The sequence below is a fragment of the Flavobacterium sp. I3-2 genome (assembly GCF_013389595.1).
In the GTDB taxonomy this organism is placed as follows: Bacteria; Bacteroidota; Bacteroidia; order Flavobacteriales; family Flavobacteriaceae; genus Flavobacterium.
In genome coordinates this window covers 1002900-1021403 of record NZ_CP058306.1, presented here as the reverse complement: position 1 = coordinate 1021403, position 18504 = coordinate 1002900, and the positions used below count along the sequence as shown (strand labels likewise).

Here is an 18504-nt window from a genome sequence, read left to right as displayed (position 1 = left end):
TAGGTCAAAAATACTTTATTATAATCAAAATTAAAAACAAAAAAAGAAGAACCTTGTTCTTCTTAATAAGCTTTCTTATCACCTAAAACGGCGTTTTTAACTGTAAGATAAATAATTTTAATATCGAGTAATAAAGACCAATTTTCAAGATAAAAAATATCATATTTTACACGATTGATAATATCTCTTTCGTTTTCAATTTCACCTCGACAACCATGAGTTTGCGCCATTCCGGTAATTCCAGGCTTTATGTAATGACGCAATCTAAATTTAGTAACCATTTGTTCGTATTGATTAGTCATCGAAATCATATGAGGACGCGGTCCACAAACAGACATATCACCAAGAAAAACGTTTAAAAATTGAGGCATTTCGTCCAAACTAGATTTCCTTAAAAACTTTCCGATTTTTGTAATTCTTGAATCGTTCTTTGTTGCTTGTAAAGTATGCGCCTGATTATTTACATGCATTGAACGGAATTTAAAACAATTGAATTCTTTGTAATACAATCCATTTCTGACTTGATTAAAAAAAATCGGTCCTTTGGATTCTAACTTAATAAGTAAACCAATTAAAGGAACCATCCAAGACAAAACGAAAACAATAACTAATATCGAAACTACTAAATCGAAGGTTCGTTTTACAAGCTTATTCAAAGGTTTTTGAAGCGGAAATCTACGAGAAGGAATAATTGGAATGAATCCATAATAATGTACTTCAGCCGAACTGGAAATCATTTCGGTTTTAGTAGGAATAAATTTTAATGTTTTAAAATTATTATCGGAATAATTGATGTATTTATTTAATTCTGTATTTGTAGCGCCATCTAAAGAAAAATAAATTTCATCAATATAATTTTCTGAACAAAAAGCAATAACATTTTGTACAAGCTCATCTTCTTTAAAATGTTTGATTAATGCATAACCGTAATCTTTTTCTTTATTGAAAAATTTAACTAATTGGTTAGACAGTACATCATTCCCAACAATAATGATTCTTCGTTGATTTCCGTTGTAATATTTTCTAAATAATTTAAGCGCGTTGAAAATAGCGTATTTAACAAAAACAATAATAAAAAAACAAGTCGCTAAGTATTTTATTAATTCAACATTTGAAAAACTTTTAGAAACAAAACCAACATATGCAAAAGAAAATATAGTAAAAAGTGCAATCTGTTTTAAACACTTATCAGCAATTTGAATCAATTTTGTAAATCGATAAACGTCGTAAAACGAGGTTATAATCGAACAAACAATCCAAATAAATGAAGCTGCCAAAAATTCTGAAAATGATAACATATCGCTATCAAAAAACACAAAAGCCAATACGTTTATTACACTAACATCAAAAAGTATGGTTAATGGACGAATATATTTTGAATATCTACCGATATATTTTTTCACTTATTTAATATATTTTGAAAAATCTTTGTGTTCTTCTTTCTTTAATTCTTCTGGAGAAAGTGTTTTAAAATAATTAAAGGTTATTTGCATTCCTTCAGATCTATCCACTTTTGGCTCCCATCCTAAAATTTCTTTAGCTTTTGAAATATCCGGTTGACGTTGTAAAGGATCGTTTATAGGTAACGGATGATAAACAATTTTATTATCAGTTGCTGTTAGTTTTAATATTTCTTGTGCAAATTCATTTATTGTTATTTCATCAGGATTTCCGATGTTGACAGGCAAATGATAATCTGAAAACAACAATCTGTAAATTCCTTCAACTTGATCATCGATAAAACAAAATGAACGTGTTTGATTTCCATTTCCAAAAATGGTTAAATCTTCGCCTCGAAGTGCTTGTCCCATAAATGCAGGAATTACACGACCGTCATTCAAACGCATTCTTGGTCCATAGGTATTAAAAATTCGAACAATACGTGTTTCCAAACCATGAAATGTATGATAAGCCATGGTTAAAGATTCCTGAAAACGTTTTGCTTCATCATAAACACCACGCGGACCAATTGCATTTACGTTTCCGTAATATTCTTCGGTTTGCGGATGAACCAACGGATCACCATAAACTTCGGATGTTGATGCGATTAAAATACGAGCGTTTTTTACACGAGCTAAACCTAAAAGATTGTGCGTTCCAAGAGAGCCAACTTTTAAAGTTTGAATGGGAATTTTTAAATAATCAATGGGACTTGCTGGCGAAGCAAAATGCAATATATAATCTAAATCTCCAGCAATATGAATAAAATTGGTAATGTCGTGATGATGGAATTCAAAGTTTTCTAAATGAAAAAGATGTTGGATATTTTTTAAATCTCCAGTAATCAGATTATCCATTCCGATTACATGAAATTCCTCGGCAATAAATCGGTCACATAAGTGCGAACCCAAGAAACCAGCCGCTCCAGTTATTAATATACGTTTCATCTCTTAAATTTATAATTGTAAAATTAAGGCTTTAAGTTCGTATATAAAAGTTTAATTACGTTTGAAAGAAAAATTCATTTTCACATTTAGAAACATAATCGTTTATTTCATCTGCAAATCTATCTTCAGAAAACAATTGTGCATGTTCGTGAATTTGAATTGGATCCCATTGTTTCATCTCAAAAGATTCGATTGCAGCAAGAAGAGCTTCTTCGGTTTGTTCATCGAAAAACAATCCCGTTTTACCATCCAGAACAGTTTCTAAAATACCTCCTGCTTTAAAAGCAATTACAGGAGTTCCACAGGATTGTGCTTCAATTGGAGCAATCCCAAAGTCTTCAACTCCGATATGTATAAATGCTTTTGCTTTAGAAATATATTTCTGAACGGTCGAAGAATCAACAAAACCAGTAAACTGAATATTTGAAGACGCCATGCTTTTTAAATTTTCTAACTCAGCTCCATCTCCCAAAACAATTAATTTTTTGTCAGAATTTTTAAATGCTTTGACAATTAAATCAAAACGTTTGTAAGCAACTATTCTTCCAACGGCAACATAATAATCGTCTTTATCACACTCAAGAGGAAAATCATTTAAGGCAACTGGCGGATAGATAACCACTGAATTACGTTTATATTTTTCTTTAACCCATTGTTGAACAAACTTAGAATTACTAATTATATAATCTGGTTTTTGCGCTTGTTTAAAATCAACTTTTTGAAGGTGATTAATCAAAGGTTTAACTAAGAATAGAAATTTACCAAAATACAAAGGAGCATCATCCCAAATATATTTGAAATTTCGAGCTTGAAAATAACTAATATGCAACTGTTTATCTTGAGATTTCGAAACTCCTTTAGCTACAGCATGCGATGAAGAAATAATAGTTTGTGCTGTTTTTTCAATTTTGATTTTAGTTATGAAATAATGAAACGTAAAAAAAAACGCACGAAAAAAAATTCCGAAAACTTGTAAAAATGTGGTTTCAATTCTGATTTTTTTACCGTTAGTAATTTTATTCAAATCGTTCGATTTCATAACGTTTGTCAAAGCGTAAATACTACCAAAACCAAATACTTTTTCTAATTTAGCAATTACGCGTTCAGCTCCACCAAACTTATCCAACCAATCAACAACTAAAACTCTTTTCAACAGATTTTCTTTTTAGATTATAAAAATAGCTTCCATTAATTTTTTTAAAAAATCTTTCTAGCTATTATGTAAATTATTTTAAACAATATTAACTCAAATTAATCGAGCTTTTGAGGCTTTTATTTTGAAGGTAATAAACGGTTCCTAGACTTATCCAAATTCCAAAAAAAACAATTCCATCAAAACGTATTAAAAAATCATCAAATAAATTTGAAATGAAAAATATCATCCCGAAACAAAACAGTATCACATTTTTACTTTTCAAACTGATAACAATCGGAAACAACATATAAGTAATTGCCATGACCACACCCAAAAAACCAAACTTGACGAAAAAATCTAAAATTTGATTGTGAACAGGAAATTCATATTTTGTTAAAAAATGTTGATTTGTTTTTTTAAAATAATTGACAACTTCTTTTTTTCCGTCACTAGAACCATAACCAATCCATGGTTTTTCTAGAGCTAATTCGTAAGAAGATTTCCAAATAGAAAGTCGTGTAACAAAAGCATTAAAAACAACAACCTCTGGATTTTCAATTTCATCTAATTTACCAATCTTATCCATGTACGCAAAAGTAACAGACGAATATTTTTCTTTCATATACGGATTTGATTTAAAACTTATAAATAAAATTCCAAAAATGATTGCCACAAAATAAACTGAAAGTTTGACAATTTTCCAAGTCTTTAATCGTTGGGTAAAATATTCAAAAAAGACAATAATTGAACCTATGATTGCAACTGCAAGAGCTATTCGTGTATTTAAAACCAATATTGAAACCAAGCTTATTAACAATAACAATACATTGATTGAAATCAATTTTAAAGATTTTTCACGTAAAAGAAAATAAACATTTGTCACTAACAAAAATGCAACGTGCATATTAATTGCTGGAGCATGATTACCGAAACTTTCAGCAAATTTATATCCCATTTCTGCCATATGAATTCCATGGATATATTTCTGCACCAAATGATGATCTACAATTACAAAACGTAGTAACAAAACTGCTAAAATGACAGAAAACAAATATCGATATTGATTAAGAATCTTGAAAAAAGATAGTTGTTTATAGTTTCCTAAAACAAAAATAGAGAATATCAATAATGATGTATATTTTTCTAATGATTTAAAACCGAGAGCTAAATTAGAATTATTCCCAAAGAAAAGAATTTCAAAAACCAAAGGTAAACTTAGAAAAAGTACATATTTCAAAAGGCTTTTTGGCCAATTTAAATATTTGAAATGCAGTAAATTATAAACTGTAAAAAGAATAATTAAAAGTGTACAAAACGAACGAAAAGCGATTGTACTTGCAATTAAAACAATAAAAGCAGTATTTATTTTATTGTAATTTTCTTTTGAATTCATCATAATAAAATAAGAAATAAATCAACGGCAATAAACCAATTTTGTGACGAACAGCCGAACCTAAATCTGGTTCAAAAATACCTTGAATTACTAAATAACTTAGAAAGAAAAGCATCAGCCAGAATTCTTTTTTTCTTACTTTGTAATCCTTCAGTAAATAACCAAATCTTACAACAATAATCCAAGTTAACAACAATTGCCAAACTATAAACGCAACCACTTGAGGTTTATATATAAATTTCAATGCGTTTATCGGAAAATTTACAGAAATAAAACCATAAACAGTAGCAAAAGCTTCTCCAAAAATATTGGTCGGAGCAATTGGAGAAACAAGCATTGTATCAGCATTTTCTTGATTCATACGTTCTAGATTGATTGTTTCTCTTGTCATTCCAGAAAAAAACTGACCTTTTACTAAACTATATGTAAATGATAAAAGCACAATTACAGCGATTCCTGAAACTATACCTAAAATCCATCGGTTTTTAAAACGTATTCTTGTAATTAAAAATATGCCAATTGATATGATAGGAATAAATGTAAAATAAGGTCTAAAAATAGCTCCAAAAGCAAAAAACATTAAAAAACTAATCAATAGACAAACGCCTAAAGAAAGTACTCTTTGTTGAAAAAGTAAAACTATTATTCCAATAAAAATAAAAGTAAAAAACTCTTTAGATGGTTGACCAATAAAAATAGCCATCATTAAAAAAGAAAGGTAAATAAGGGTGTTTTTTATCGTGAAAATTTGGAACCGTTCCGGAATTCCAATAAGCCGTAGAATAAAATATAAAAATGGTAATTGAATTAACGCAACTACACTAAAAGGTAATTTTCCTAACTTGGTAATATGATAAAACATCATTGAAAGTGGATAACTTCCCCACCATCCTTTTTCGTCATAAGGATCTTTAACAATCAGAATTGCATCTAAATAAAAACGCTCAGGTAAAATAAAAGGTAACACTAAGCTGATAACAACTGAGCCAATTACTAAAATATAAAATTGTAATTTATTCATCTAACGAAAGGTTACTCAATTGAAAACTATATAGTTTTTAAAATTTTAAATTTAACATAAAAATAAGCGCAAATATTCCAAAATACTAAACTAGCAACAAAACTAATAGACGCACCAATCATTCCAAATCTGGGAATCAAAATTAAATTTAGAACTAAGTTTAATAGCGTTGCAATAATTAAAATATTTTTATAAACGTGTTGTTTGTGAGCCATATTCAACAAAGCTGCATTTGAGCCAAAAAAAGATGTTGCCATTTGACCTAAAACAAGAATTATCATTGGATAATAGGCGTTAATATAATCTTTTCCAAAGAAACTTAAAATTTGAATACCAAAAATGATTAACACTAAACCAAAAAAAAGATTGGTATAAATTATTATTTTTTTACTTTTTTTCAGAATTTCATTCAAATTAAAAAAATCCTTATTGGTGTAAAACTCAGCTAATTTTGGCGAAACATTGGTATTTATAGCAACAATTACCATTGTAAGTACCGTTAATAATTTTACAGCTATTGCGTAATAAGCAACATGTTCGTTTGAAAAATATTTTTTCAACAAAAACACATCAATACTCAACATCAGGAAAAAGCAAGTCGCACTTATGGCCATTGGATATGAAACCTTCATGATTTCCTTTGAAGTTATGATACTTCTTTCGATTTTTATTGCGTTGAAGGATTTTAAGACCATAAATGAAGTCAGTAAACTTAAAATTACAAATCCATAAATATAAAAATCTACCAACCAATTTGGGTCACCTACAAAAAGCAATAAAAATGCTCCGACTAAAACAGGAAGATATTTTAAAATATTTCTAAAAATTTCAGCCCAATATATATAATCTAAAGCACGTAAAACTTCGGTATTAAACAAGGTCAAAATAAAAAAAAATAAAATAAAAAAACTTTTTTTGATATTTTGATATGCTATCAAATCATTATTTAGAAAAGAAAGAATCATTTCTTTTGGAATGATCAAATAAACAAGAGTGGATATAAAAACTGTTAAAACAAGTATTCGTAACATCTTAAAGTAAACTTGTTTCAGTCCACTAACATCTCCTGTTGCTTGATATTTACCAGCATAAAATAAAACAGATTGCTCCGTTCCCAACAAAGCAACACTACCAATTACAAGTAAAAAAACACGAACAGATTCATATTCTCCGACTATTGAAGCTGAATAAAAATTTGTAATAAAAACGGTAAATCCAAATAAAATTAAAACTCCAAATCCTCTCAATAAAATAGTAATTAAACTATGTTTAAGAAGAGAATTTGAATTTATTTTTTCAATTAAACCTTTAATCATATTGCAAAATCAAAAGTTTAGTTTTTTAACAGATAGGCTTTCTTTGTATTTTTAAACCATGAAATCATCCAAGACACCATAAAGAATATAAATAAAAACAGAAACGGCATTTTAATAATATATCCAAATAAACTTGCCGCAATGTTATTTTGAATAACTGTTGGGAAAACAGCTACATTTTGCTCAGCTAATTCTGTTTCTAATTTATTTAATTGTTTTAATAACAAAGATTTAGTTTGAGTTAATTCGTTCATTTGGTTATAAGTAGTTATATCTACAGAAGCCGACGATTTATCTTTTGTAATACTTTCAAAAACAGAATTTATATTTTGAATCGATTTTTTAAACTCTTCAATTTTATTTTTATTATTCTGATATTCAATTTTTTGCTTATTTACAAAATACGGATTATTATTAATCATGGATAAGTAATCGTTCACGACATTACCTTTTTCATCTTTACCATTTGTATATATTGTCAACAAATGATATCGATAAAGAAAAATATTACTTGTTCCTTTTTTATAATTTGCAATTTCTAAACCCGCATCACTTAAAAAAGTCAATGCTCTCAAATGATCTTGATTATCTGATATAAGTTGAAAAACATCGTAAACCGGAACAATCGTAACCTTTGTTATTTTAGAATCTTTTGCTTTCTTTTTATTTATAAAATTATATAGATATTCTGCTGAATCAAAATTCACTGCAACAATTGTTTCATGTTTATATTCTTCGGGTAAATTTTGATCCATAAAATATCCTAAAATACCACCTACAACAATTAAGGTAATGATATAAATAATTTTATTTAAACAAAATTGAATAAATCTAAATATTCCAAATCGTATAGATTGAAAGAAATCTTTAATTTTTCTAAATAAATAAACTAAATCAATTTCTTGATTATTTGTGTTTTCGTTTGGTGGTGTGTTGTTCATAATATTATTTAATATTAAAAATCTGTTCTAAAATTTTAATGGTAATTAAATATGTTGGTTTAACTCCGGTTGAACCTAATCCGCCAGATGCCAATGTACTTCCGGTTTCTAAAGGATTATCAGATGCATAATAAGCATAACGAACTTTTACATCTGGATTGATACTTTTACGAATTTTCGATGCCGACTGAATTGCTTTTTGATAATGAGAACCTTCCATTTCAAGACCGATTGCTTTCCAAGTGGAATCATGGAAAAACTGTAACAAATCTTTGTTTTGTAATGATGTTCCCAAAACAGAAATCATCGTTCCTGAGAAAACTGGAATTCCGTTTCCTTCAAACATTTCTGCGGTTAATTCGTTTTCAAAAGCATAATTATCTCCTGTTCCTTCATTCACGTGAGCAAACGGAATCATAATATCTCCTTTCCCTCCAGTTAAAATTCCGGCTTTACCCATTATCGAAACCGATTCAAAGTTCAAATATATATCTTTTTTGAATGGTTTTAACAATTCGTCAATAGTTTCATAAGCTTGCTCCCCAAAAGCATAATCCATTACAATAATTACAGGCTTTTCTGCATCATTTTTTGATAAATCAGCTGTTGGGAACAATGTGTTTTTAAAATCGATTTTAGCTGTATCAAAAATCTGAACATCAATGTTAGTACCCGATGTATCAGGCAAAAACAACATACCTTCTTTGGCAGCGCGGTCAGAAACCAAAGCACGCAAAGATCCGTTACCTGATTTACTTAATTCTTCATAAACCTGAATATCTTCTTTTGCTTTTAATTTGGTTTTTAAAACATTTGTAGCAAAAATAGAATTCATCACACTGTGCATATTCGCACTGATAATATGTAACGGACGCTCCAATAAACCTAAACGCTCTAACTCATTTTTGATATTATCTGCCCAAATTTCTCCATAAATATGGTGACCTAAGCGTTCGCGTAAAATAGGACTAAATGTAATGGTACGTTTTTCGTTTTTAATCGTTTCTTGAATCGCTAATTTTCCTAACCAATAAATTACATGGATAAAACGGTCTGGATTTTCAGTTGTTGCAAATTGCGAATAAATCGACTTAATTTCCGCAAAACTTCGTCCCAAAACATTTGATGCATGTGAAATAGCTAATTCTCTTTCTTCTAATGTTAACGGTTCATTTTTCTGAACAGCTTGTTCTAACTTAATCCAATCACGAGAAATAATTTCTTCTTCGTCTCCTAAAACACGGTCTTTAATTTTGTGCGATTCGATAAAGATGAACGTTAAATGCGTTAAAACATCATAAATATCTGAACGTCCACGTGTAATTTCGATATTCATTTGTTCATCGTCAATTCGGTAACAATTTCTTCTTCTTTTTGGAGGAACAATTGCAGAAAAATGCGATTGCGAATAACCTTCATCTGAAGTTAAATTGATGAAACGACATTCTTCTATACCGATTGGTAATCGTTCAATAACATATAAAAGTCCGTTTAATTCTACTTTTTCTTCTGCGATAGAACCATAAATTTCAGGACGTAATAATAATAAAGCTTCTCTTAAAGTTTCACCAGAAACACCCATTGGTTTATAAAACCCGCGATTAAATAAATGGCGCATGGTAATATACATTCTTTCAACAGCTGCTGAAGATTCTTGTGCTCTGGTTCTTGTAGTGTTTTTAATCTCTTTCATTCTCTTTTCGTTTAATATTAATTAGATAGAATTAAATTTATAGCCGGCTCAATAATAGGCTTTTTTTCATCTAATTCTGTTTTTTTTATAAATTCGTTATTCTTTTTCCATTCTCCAGCTACATATCGATATGCGTTACTTTCTTCAACCTGATTACATACCAAATCTGGAGCATATCTATAATCGGCAATTGCTTCTTCTCCTTTATAAAAGGCAGTTAGCTTTATTCGATTATTTTCGGTCAACAACCATTCAATTCCAACAAAAACACCTGTTTCGGGCATTTTAATTTTATATTCAAGTAAATTGATGGTGTTTTTTCTATTATCTCTTACCGGATGTACAACAAGTGGCTCGATAAGTAAATCTTCGCCTGGCGTACCGTCTAAATTCGCTTTAAAAAATCTCAATTTAAAAGTTGCGTTTGCAACATTACTTCGAATAAAAACTTCAACTTTATTTAAGTAACTGATACTTGTATCTGAACTATCATTCTTAAAATATTTCGCATAAATCCAAGGTAAGTTTCCTGGCGAAAAAAATAAATTTTGTCTTATCGATTTTCCGATGGTAAGCGTTTTTTTATTTTCTGGATTTTCAACAACCTGATTACTTTGCTTTTCCTTTTTTTTAAGTTTAATGATTTGGTCATCTTTTACTGATAGTTTTCTTGTTTCGTAACCCGCTAAACTTAAAACAAGCGTATCTTTTTCGGTAGCCTTTTCAACTAAAAACTTCCCTTCAATATTTGAAGTTGCACCAGCAGATAAATCTTTATTCCAAATATTTACATAAGAAAGCGGTTTATTATTTTCATCAACCACAACTCCATTAATCTGACTAAAAATCAGATTAGGTAAGATTAAAAATAATAAACACCATTTTTTCATAAGCAACTTTTACAATTTATCGGCAATTTTTCTATCGTTTGATAAACGAGGTAATTTATTTTGACCTCCTAATTTACCAATTGATTTCATATAATTTTGAAATCCGTTTACCGGAACTTGCGTAATTTTTAAAGATCGCAAAACATTTCCAACAATCAAATCGTCATAATACACATTTTGATTACGCATGGCATTATCAATTTTTAAAGCAAAAGCATCTAAATCTGATGGTACTTTTTCAAATTCAATAAACCATTCGTGGTAAGGCAAACCTTCTGTCGGATTGATTTGTGGCGCAACCGTAAATTCGTTTACGATAGCATCACTTGCTGATAAAGCTTCTTGCATGGCCGTTTCTACTTCTTTTCCAATCACGTGTTCACCAAAAGCAGAAATGTAATGTTTGATACGACCAGTTACCATAATTCGGTAAGGTTTCAAAGATGTAAACGCAACGGTATCTCCAATATTGTATCCCCAAAGTCCAGCGTTGGTAGAAAGAATTAAAACATAATTCGTATTTAATTCCACTTCGCCAATGGTATAACGTTTTGGATTTTCTGTAAAAAATTCATCAGCTTTAATAAATTCATAAAAAATTCCAGAATTTAAAAGCAACAACATGCCTTTTGCTTTTTGCGAATCTTGATAGGCGAAGAAACCTTCTGACGCTGGAAATAATTCAATCGAATCTACACGTCGTCCAATCATTTGTTCAAATTTCTGACGGTAAGGTTCATAATTTACACCTCCGTAAATAAACAAATTGAAATTCTTAAATAATTCACCAACAGGTTTATTTGATTTTTCAATCAATTTCTCAAAATACATTTGCACCCAAGACGGAATTCCAGAAATCACCGTCATGTTTTGTTTGTATGTTTCTTCGACAACCGCATCAACTTTAGTTTCCCAATCTTCTATACAATTGGTTTCCCAACTTGGCAAACGATTTTTTTGTAAGTATGAAGGAACATAATGCGCTGCAATTCCGGATAAACGACCTAGTTTAATTCCGTTTTTTTCTTCAAGAACTGGACTTCCTTGTAAGAAAATCATTTTACCATCAACAAAATCGGCATTACCTGTTTCATTTATATAATAAAGAATAGCATTTTTAGCACCTTCAATATGAAAAGGCATCGATTCTTTAGTAATCGGAATATATTTTGCACCTGAAGTTGTACCCGAAGTTTTAGCAAAATAAATTGGTTTACCTGGCCAAAGAATATTTTCTTCTCCCTGTACCACACGGTCGACATATTTGCGTAAACCTTCGTAATCATTAATCGGAACATTTTTTACAAAATCAGCATGATTACGAATTGAATTAAAATTATGGTCTTTACCAAAAGCTGTATTTTTAGCATTTAAAATCAAATCTTGAAATATTTTATTTTGTGTTTCAATCGGATTATTCACCCATTTTTGATTTTTTGAAACAATTGCTTTGGCATAAATTTTTGCAAAAAATGATTTAATTGACATAGTAAAGCTTTAATATTTATAAGTCGCGAAAACAAATTCGTTTTTATTATACGCAAAAAAAAGAAAAAGGTTACAAAACCAAACTTTCTTTAACAGATTTAAGTCGTATTTTTTTCTTTTAATTCTATAAAATTACAAATAATCAGACAGCAAATCGTAAGCTTATGTTAAATTTCAAACGCAGATATAATTAATTCATTGTAAAATGTTTTATCTTTGCCATTAAATATTTAATTTCTTTTACTTATGACTTCATTAGTAACTTATTTAGGAGTGGTTAGTCCGTGGCAAATTGTCGTAATTCTTGCTGTTATTTTATTATTATTTGGAGGAAAGAAAATCCCTGAATTAATGAAAGGATTAGGTTCTGGAATTAAAGAATTTAAAGATGCAACCAAAGAAGAAAACGCAAAAAAAGACGATTCTTCAAAAACGGATTCAGAAAATAAATAACAAATATTTCAGATGGGTAGATTAGGTCCAATGGAAATAGTATTAATTGTAGCAGTACTTTTATTATTATTTGGAGGTAAAAAAATTCCTGAATTAATGAAAGGACTTGGTTCTGGAATTAAGGAATTCAAAGACGCTACTAAAGAAGAAAACGCAAGAACTTCTAAAAAAGCGCAAGATACAAATGAAAAAAGCGAACAATAGTTCGCTTTTTTTATTTCAATAAAGGTTCTAAAATAACATTTCGTACTTTTTCTTTCAAAGCTGGTTTATCATCTTGAGTCAAACCTTTTGTAGAAATGAATTCATGTACATAAACCGGAATCAATCCAGGTTTTCCGGCAAAGAATCTAAATGGAAAATGTTTTTTTAAACCCACAAAAGTCATCGGAACTATCGGAATTTGAAACTCAATCGCTAAACGAAAAGCTCCATCTTTAAACGAATCCAACACAACCGATTCATCATCTGGCACTCCACCTTCGGGAAAAATACAAACACTTAAACCTTGATTTAATTTTTCTTGAGCTCTTAAAATCGTTTCATGCCTACTTTTCACACTTGAACGGTCAACCAAAATACATGCTTTCTTATAAAAATATCCAAAAATTGGCATTTTAGCTAATTCTTTTTTTCCAACGAAAACAAAAGGATTTTTCTTAACCATTATCAACATCAACATAATATCCATCATTGAGGTGTGATTTGCCACAAGCATATAACTTTCATTCTGATTGAAATTCTGTGAACTTTTTACAATTTTTCGAAATCCAATTCCGTAAAAAATAACAATTGCCCAAATTCGTGCCAACACAAAAAAGAATTTATACCAACGTTGATTAGAAAGTGAAACAATTAATAATGGTGAAAATAAAAGTATTACAATTAATATTAATAAATAAAACCATGTTTTCCAGAAAAACCAAAACAGGTATTTTATAATTTTCATAGATTGGGTTGATTTTGATTCGACTAAAATAAGAATTAAAAAATAAATATCAATCTGAAAAGCTTCAACTGTAATAAAAAAAGTAAATTTGTATTATTAATTGAAATAATTAAAAATGGCAAAAATTTTAACTGGAGTTCAAAGTACTGGAACGCCACACTTAGGAAATCTTTTGGGTGCTATTTTACCAGCAGTAAAAATGGCAAATTTACCCGAAAATGACTCGTTTCTTTTCATTGCCGATTTACATTCGGCTACACAAATTAAAGACGCGAAAACATTAAAAGAAAATACATTAAGTGTTGCAGCAGCTTGGCTTGCTTGTGGGTTAGACATTAATCATGTGACCTTCTACAAACAATCTGATGTACCACAAACAACTGAACTTTCTTGGTATTTGAGCTGTTTTTTTCCGTTTCAACGTTTAACTTTAGCACATTCATTCAAAGACAAAGCAGACCGTTTAGCTGATGTTAATGCAGGATTATTTACGTATCCAATGTTAATGGCTGCAGATATTTTATTATATGATGCAGAAATTGTTCCTGTTGGAAAAGACCAATTACAACATTTAGAAATCACACGTGATGTTGCATCGAGATTCAACCATCAAATGGGAGAAACTTTTGTTTTACCTGATGCTAAAATCGAAGAAAACGTAATGATTATTCCCGGAACAGACGGTGCTAAAATGAGTAAATCTGCGAACAACTTCATTAACATTTTCTTAGATGACAAAGCTTTAAGAAAACAAGTTATGGGAATTGTTACAGACGCAACTCCTTTAGAAGAACCAAAAAATCCAGATACTTGTAACGTTTTTACGATTTATAAATTAATTGCAACACCTGAACAATTAGAAATTATGCGCACTAATTATTTAGGCGGAAATTACGGATATGGTCATGCAAAACAAGCTTTATTTGAATTGATTTGCGACACTTTTAAAGAAGTAAGAGAAAAATATAATTTTTATATCAACAACACAGAAGAAGTTGAACGCTTATTAAAAATTGGAGCCGACAAAGCCGCAATTGTAGCGAATGCAACTTTAAAGAGAGTTAGAGAAAAAATGGGATATTAAATATTTTAAAGTCGGACTTAGGTTCGACTTTATTTTTTTAAATCGTATAACTTTCCTGGCAATGGAACAATCAAATTTCGAAGTTCTAAATTCAACAAAACAACACTTAATTTATACACAGGAATATCGGTTTGTAAAGCAATAATATCTAAAATTTCAGAACCATTTTCTTTCAGAAATAAAATAATTTTTAATTCATCCGAAGTTAAATCGACTGGTATTTCAAATACTTTTTCTTTTGGTTCATCCTGATTATTTTTATCCCAATTTAAATAATACACCAAATCTTCGACAGAAGTCAACAGATTTGCCTGATTGGTTTTAATTAAATGATTACAACCTGCGCTATATAAATCCGAATTTCTTCCTGGCAAAGCAAAAACATCTCGATTATAGTCATTTGCGAATTTAGCAGTCGAAAGCGAACCTCCTTTAATTGCACTTTCAACAACAATTGTAGCTTTTGACAAACCCGCAACGATTCTATTTCGCTTAATAAAATTTTCTTTTTTAAAAACATCATAAGTTCTAAATTCCGAAATGAAACCACCATTATTTAAAACAAGTTCGTTATATTTTTTATGAATTTTAGGATAAGTCGAATCGAGACTTTTACCACAAACAGCAATTGTTTGTAAATCATTTTCGATTGCAGCTAAATGAGCGTAAATATCAACTCCATAAGCATAACCACTTACAATTATTGGATTATAATTTTTTAAATCTTGAACAAATTCTTTTATAAAACCCATTCCATAAGAAGTTACATTTCGTGTTCCAACAATACTTATTATTTTATTGTTTTTAAAATCAATATTTCCTTTTAAAAACAACAAAAAAGGTGCATCGTAACATTGTTTCAAATCAGATGGATAAAGAGCATCTAAAACCGAAAGTACCTCAATTTTATTTTCTCTTATAAAACGAATTTCATTCTCAATAATTTTAAATTTATTGAACTTATTAATTCTTTCAAAAATAACATTTGGAACGCCATCACAAGTAAAAAACTTCACTGACTTATTTTCAAATAACTCTTTTAAATTCGAGTATTTCGATATGATTTTGCGCGCGTATACATCACCTACACCTTCAGTTTTACTTAGTGCTAAAAGAAAAAACAAATCATCATCCGAAAAAAAATCCATGTACAAACAATTAAAAATCAGTATTTTATTTTAAATATATAAAAAAAATTACGTAAGTTTATTCCAAATTAAACCACTTATTAACAACTATATGGTGTTAATTAAAAATTGTTGATAACATTTGTGAATAATTTTTTATTTCCCATATTGTTTCTATATTTTTGTAGTATGATGATAGAAAAACATATATCGGCTTTATTGTATCGTTACCAATGCGTTATTGTGCCTGGTTTCGGTGCTTTTTTAACTGAAACTTCTTCAGCTCGCTTTAATGAACTTACTGGTACATTTTCTCCTCCAAAGAAAATGATTTCATTTAATTCACAATTAAAGAACAATGATGGATTACTAGGAAATCATGTAGCCTTAGAAGAAAATCTATCTTATGATGAAGCTTTGATTTCAATCAGAGATGGAGTTTTTAATTGGAAGGAAACTTTAGATCAAAACAAAACTTTGTATCTTAAAAACATTGGTGAAATTCAACTTAATGATGAACATAAATTAATTTTTGAACCTATCGGCTCAACTAATTATTTAACTTCATCTTTTGGATTAAGTTCAATTTTAGCAGCAAACGTCGAACGTTCTAAATCAGAGAAAGAACAACCAGTAGTTATTCCAATTCAGAAAGCTAAAAAAGAAACTAATTATTTAAAATATGCTGCTATTTTAGTAGTTGGACTAGGATTATTTAGTTCTTTTATGAATTATCGAAATAACCAAGAATTAGATAACCAGAAATCTAATATAGAAAAACAAGTACAAAAAGAAGTTCAAAATAAAATTCAACAAGCTACTTTCTTCATAGACACACCTAAAGCTTTAAATGACGCTTCTAAAATTGTTGATGAAAAAATAATTAAAGAAGAAGAACAATTACGTTATCATATAGTTGCAGGATCATTTAGAACAGTAGCAAAAGCACAAATTCTTGTTGACCAGCTTAAAGAAAAAGGATTTAGTGAAGCAAAATATTTAGGTAAATCTAAGCATGGGATGCGTCCGGTTATTTACAGTAGCTTTAAAACAAAAGAAGAAGCGCAAAAAGAATTAAATAACATACACCTAAAAGCAAATAAAGACGCTTGGGTTTACATTGAAGAATAATCAGAAAAGAGCTTAATTAAGCTCTTTTTTTATTAAATAGATTCCTATATTTGCACAAAATATAAAAAAATGCAAGCTAAAACCCCTTCGGAATCTGTAACCACAATCACTGACATTGTTTTGCCTGGAGAAACAAATCCTTTAAATAATTTATTTGGAGGCGAACTACTTGCTCGAATGGATCGTGCGGCAAGTATTGCAGCAAGACGTCATTCAAGACGAATTTGCGTTACTGCATCAGTAAACAATGTCGCCTTTAACAAATCAATACCTTTAGGAAGCGTTGTTACTATTGAAGCTAAAGTTTCTAGAACATTCAGAACTTCTTTAGAGATTTTTATTGATGTTTGGATTGAAGATCGTGAATCTGGTGAAAAAATCAAGGCAAATGAAGCAATTTATACTTTTGTTGCTGTTGATGAAACAGGTAGACCTGTTGAAGTAGCACCTATTATTCCAGAGACAGAGGATGAAAAAACACGTTTTGACGCAGCTCTTAGACGTAAACAATTAAGCTTAGTTTTAGCAGGAAAATTAAAGCCTGAAGATGCAACAGAATTAAAAGCTCTTTTTATATAAAACATATTAAATCGGAATTTCATTAACGGATTTCCGATTTTTTATTTTAAAAAAAACTTAAAGTTTCCAAATCTGACACAACTAAAGTTTTAAGTGTTTAATTTTGAACAAAATTAATTCAATAATGAAAACATTTAAAAATCAATTATTAACGATTACTTGCTTATTAGTTGCACAACTAAGTCTTGCTTGGGGAACCAACGGTCATAGAATCATCGCAGAAATTGCAGAGCGCAATTTAACAGATAAAGCAAAAGCAAATATTGAAAAAATCTACGGAAAACAAAAATTAGCTTATTGGGCTAATTGGCCAGATTTCATAAAATCAAATCCTGATTTTGACTACGCTTCATCTTGGCATTATGTAAATATTCCTGGAGATTTAGATTACACATCTTATGTACAAACTATAAACGAAACAAGCGCAGATAATATGTACAAAAGAGGTTTAATTTTAATCGATGAATTAAAGAACGACAAAAACCTTACAGATTTAGAAAAGCAACAAAAATTATCTTTCTTAATTCACATTTTAGGCGATTCTCATCAACCAATGCATGTTGGTAGAGCCGAAGACTTAGGAGGAAATAAAATTACAGTTGAATGGTTTGGAAAACGTACAAATATTCACTCTGTTTGGGATTCAAGTTTAGTTGATTATGAAAAATATAGTTATACCGAATATTGCGATGTTTTAGATATTCATTCTAATGAATACAACAAAAAACTTACCGAAAAGGAATATATCGATTGGATATTTGAAACATATCAACTATCCAATAACATTTACAAAGAAGTTCAAGCAAATGACAATTTAGGATATAAATATCATTATTTAAACAAACAAAATGTAGAAGATCAATTATTAAAAGGTGGTTTACGTTTAGCAAAAGTTCTAAATGAGATTTATGGATAAA

Annotated in this window: 18 protein-coding genes; 6 read left to right on the top strand and 12 right to left on the bottom strand. The window is 29.4% G+C overall.

Annotation, left to right across the window (positions count from 1 at the left end):
* Positions 1 to 62 precede the first annotated feature (62 nt).
* From HW119_RS04905 to HW119_RS04860, 10 genes are all read right to left on the bottom strand, one after another.
* Positions 63 to 1403, bottom strand: coding sequence for an exopolysaccharide biosynthesis polyprenyl glycosylphosphotransferase (locus HW119_RS04905; RefSeq protein ID WP_177761728.1), 1341 nt, complete (start codon positions 1401 to 1403; stop codon positions 63 to 65).
* The gene (locus tag HW119_RS04900; protein ID WP_177761726.1) at positions 1404 to 2387 is read right to left on the bottom strand and encodes a UDP-glucuronic acid decarboxylase family protein; all 984 of its coding nucleotides are present in this window, start codon (positions 2385 to 2387) and stop codon (positions 1404 to 1406) included.
* A gap of 55 nt (positions 2388 to 2442) precedes the next feature.
* Entirely contained in the window at positions 2443 to 3540 is a 1098-nt protein-coding gene (locus tag HW119_RS04895) for a glycosyltransferase (protein WP_177761724.1), read from the bottom strand.
* 88 nt (positions 3541 to 3628) lie between these two features.
* Positions 3629 to 4918: an O-antigen ligase family protein gene (locus HW119_RS04890; protein WP_177761722.1), complete on the bottom strand. Its 1290-nt coding sequence runs from the start codon at positions 4916 to 4918 to the stop codon at positions 3629 to 3631.
* Positions 4890 to 5936, bottom strand: a complete 1047-nt coding sequence (locus HW119_RS04885) for a hypothetical protein (RefSeq protein WP_177761719.1) — start codon at positions 5934 to 5936, stop codon at positions 4890 to 4892. Before HW119_RS04885 ends, HW119_RS04890 begins: the two co-directional genes overlap by 29 nt.
* A gap of 26 nt (positions 5937 to 5962) precedes the next feature.
* Positions 5963 to 7252 (bottom strand): polysaccharide biosynthesis C-terminal domain-containing protein, encoded by a 1290-nt coding sequence (locus tag HW119_RS04880; RefSeq protein ID WP_177761717.1) that lies wholly within the window; start codon positions 7250 to 7252, stop codon positions 5963 to 5965.
* Positions 7253 to 7269: 17 nt separating this feature from the next.
* On the bottom strand, positions 7270 to 8193 hold the full coding sequence (locus tag HW119_RS04875; protein WP_177761715.1) for a hypothetical protein: 924 nt from the start codon (positions 8191 to 8193) through the stop codon (positions 7270 to 7272).
* A 4-nt stretch (positions 8194 to 8197) separates the two neighbouring features.
* On the bottom strand, positions 8198 to 9886 hold the full coding sequence (locus tag HW119_RS04870) for a DUF6909 family protein (protein ID WP_177761713.1): 1689 nt from the start codon (positions 9884 to 9886) through the stop codon (positions 8198 to 8200).
* A gap of 17 nt (positions 9887 to 9903) precedes the next feature.
* Positions 9904 to 10776: a carboxypeptidase-like regulatory domain-containing protein gene (locus HW119_RS04865; RefSeq protein ID WP_177761711.1), complete on the bottom strand. Its 873-nt coding sequence runs from the start codon at positions 10774 to 10776 to the stop codon at positions 9904 to 9906.
* Between the two features lie 9 nt (positions 10777 to 10785).
* A complete protein-coding gene (locus tag HW119_RS04860) occupies positions 10786 to 12264 on the bottom strand; it encodes a GH3 auxin-responsive promoter family protein (RefSeq protein ID WP_177761709.1) in 1479 nt (492 codons plus the stop codon).
* Positions 12265 to 12510: 246 nt separating this feature from the next.
* Here HW119_RS04860 and HW119_RS04855 point away from each other — a divergent pair, with 246 nt between their 5' ends.
* Both HW119_RS04855 and tatA read left to right on the top strand, forming a co-directional pair.
* Positions 12511 to 12717 (top strand): twin-arginine translocase TatA/TatE family subunit, encoded by a 207-nt coding sequence (locus HW119_RS04855; RefSeq protein WP_177761707.1) that lies wholly within the window; start codon positions 12511 to 12513, stop codon positions 12715 to 12717.
* Between the two features lie 12 nt (positions 12718 to 12729).
* Positions 12730 to 12921, top strand: a complete 192-nt coding sequence (gene tatA / locus HW119_RS04850; protein ID WP_177761705.1) for a twin-arginine translocase TatA/TatE family subunit — start codon at positions 12730 to 12732, stop codon at positions 12919 to 12921.
* A gap of 10 nt (positions 12922 to 12931) precedes the next feature.
* Here tatA and HW119_RS04845 read toward each other — a convergent pair whose 3' ends face one another.
* Positions 12932 to 13666 (bottom strand): lysophospholipid acyltransferase family protein, encoded by a 735-nt coding sequence (locus tag HW119_RS04845; RefSeq protein WP_177761703.1) that lies wholly within the window; start codon positions 13664 to 13666, stop codon positions 12932 to 12934.
* Between the two features lie 115 nt (positions 13667 to 13781).
* Between HW119_RS04845 and trpS the strand changes: the two genes are divergently transcribed.
* Positions 13782 to 14750, top strand: a complete 969-nt coding sequence (trpS, locus tag HW119_RS04840; RefSeq protein WP_177761701.1) for a tryptophan--tRNA ligase — start codon at positions 13782 to 13784, stop codon at positions 14748 to 14750.
* 29 nt (positions 14751 to 14779) lie between these two features.
* Here trpS and dprA read toward each other — a convergent pair whose 3' ends face one another.
* Entirely contained in the window at positions 14780 to 15898 is a 1119-nt protein-coding gene (gene dprA, locus HW119_RS04835) for a DNA-processing protein DprA (protein ID WP_177761699.1), read from the bottom strand.
* Positions 15899 to 16066: 168 nt separating this feature from the next.
* On the opposite strand from dprA, the gene HW119_RS04830 reads away from it, so the two are divergent.
* The 3 genes from HW119_RS04830 (at position 16067) to HW119_RS04820 (ending at position 18503) form a co-directional block, all read left to right on the top strand.
* Positions 16067 to 17008: an SPOR domain-containing protein gene (locus HW119_RS04830; protein WP_177761697.1), complete on the top strand. Its 942-nt coding sequence runs from the start codon at positions 16067 to 16069 to the stop codon at positions 17006 to 17008.
* A 69-nt stretch (positions 17009 to 17077) separates the two neighbouring features.
* Positions 17078 to 17587: an acyl-CoA thioesterase gene (locus HW119_RS04825; protein WP_177761695.1), complete on the top strand. Its 510-nt coding sequence runs from the start codon at positions 17078 to 17080 to the stop codon at positions 17585 to 17587.
* Between the two features lie 124 nt (positions 17588 to 17711).
* Positions 17712 to 18503, top strand: a complete 792-nt coding sequence (locus HW119_RS04820; RefSeq protein ID WP_177761693.1) for a S1/P1 nuclease — start codon at positions 17712 to 17714, stop codon at positions 18501 to 18503.
* Position 18504 lies beyond the last annotated feature (1 nt).